Source organism: Clostridium sp., from assembly GCF_032552055.1.
Lineage (GTDB): Bacteria > Bacillota > Clostridia > Clostridiales > Clostridiaceae > Clostridium.
In genome coordinates this window covers 1-1,218 of sequence record NZ_JAWGSV010000433.1, presented here as the reverse complement: position 1 = coordinate 1,218, position 1,218 = coordinate 1, and the positions used below count along the sequence as shown (strand labels likewise).

Sequence of the window (1,218 nt, the reverse complement as noted above, 5' to 3'; positions counted from 1 at the left end):
ATTCAATGTCTTTAATTGTTTTTTCACTGTGACACTTATGAAACAAAAAAATTATCTATATATAAATAAAGAAGTTGTCACAAAAACAACTCCTTTAAATATAATTGAATCCTTAATCTTCATTTTCATTCTTCAATAGTATCTTTACTAAATCCTGCAATTTCCATCAATACATACATTTTTGCCATTATTATTTTCTAAATCTAATGAAGGCTTATCTTCTTCTAATGCTTTATTTAATGCCATTAAGAATACATCCTCTGGCTGTGCACCAGTAACCTTGAATTTATCATTGAATACAAAAGTTGGTACAGAAGTAATACCATAATTTCTAGCTAAAGCTTCATCTTCTCTAACCTCATTTTTATACTTATCACTATTTAAGAATTTTATAGCCTCTTCTTTATCTAAGCCAACACTCTTTGCAATATCTCCTAATGTATCTATGTCACTGATATTCTTTGAATCAGTAAAATAGGCTTTAAATAGAGCTTCTTTCACTTCTCCCATCTTGTTAAAATCCTTAGCAAAGTGAATTAAACGATGTGCATCAAATGAATTACCTAGAATTAATGTATCGAAATTATACTCTAATCCTAATTCCGCTGCTTGTCTTATTATACCATCGTTATTGATTTTAGCTTCTTCTACACTTATTCCATACTTTTCAGCTATAGTTTCATTAATACTTTTATTATTAACCTTAGGTGCATCTGGACTTAACTCAAAGCTTCTGTACACCACTTCCACCTTATCTTTACCTGAAAACTTATTTAATGCATTTTCAAACCTACGTTTTCCTATATAACAAAATGGACAAAATATATCTGACCAAATTTCTATTTTCATTTTTCTACCTCCTTATTTCTTTAAATAATTTTTTAATTTACTAATAAACACTTCCATATCTTTCATATTTTTAAAAGCTTTTTCAGGAATATAGGCAATTACCGTAAAATCATCTACTAAGAAATAATTCTCATGATATTTATCTAGGATTAAACCTTCCTTCCATGTTGAACCTGTTAGTAATTTATCTTTAAAATTATATATACCAGATTCATTTATATATATTCTATATCCACTATTATCTCTTTTTCCTGAAGTAAGTATTTTCCTAAATATCTTTTTAATAAATTTCGGCAATATTATAAAATTAGTTATTATAAATAATATGATTAAAATTAGAATAATATTTATAGTTTTAACTTCTAACAT

2 protein-coding genes are annotated in these 1,218 nt (G+C 26.3%); both read right to left on the bottom strand.

All coding sequences use genetic code 11. The annotated features are described in order from the left end of the window. Positions 1–147 precede the first annotated feature (147 nt). Positions 148–849: a DsbA family oxidoreductase gene (locus E6248_RS16195; RefSeq protein ID WP_316341794.1), complete on the bottom strand. Its 702-nt coding sequence runs from the start codon at positions 847–849 to the stop codon at positions 148–150. A gap of 12 nt (positions 850–861) precedes the next feature. Continuing rightward, positions 862–1,218: hypothetical protein (locus E6248_RS16190; protein ID WP_316341793.1), on the bottom strand; the 357-nt coding region annotated here is incomplete at its 5' end.

What these genes read in the sequence shown, in the direction of transcription:
- E6248_RS16195 (WP_316341794.1), bottom strand. Translation starts at nt 849, where the DNA reads ATGAAAATAGAAATTTGGTCAGATATATTTTGTCCATTTTGTTATATA.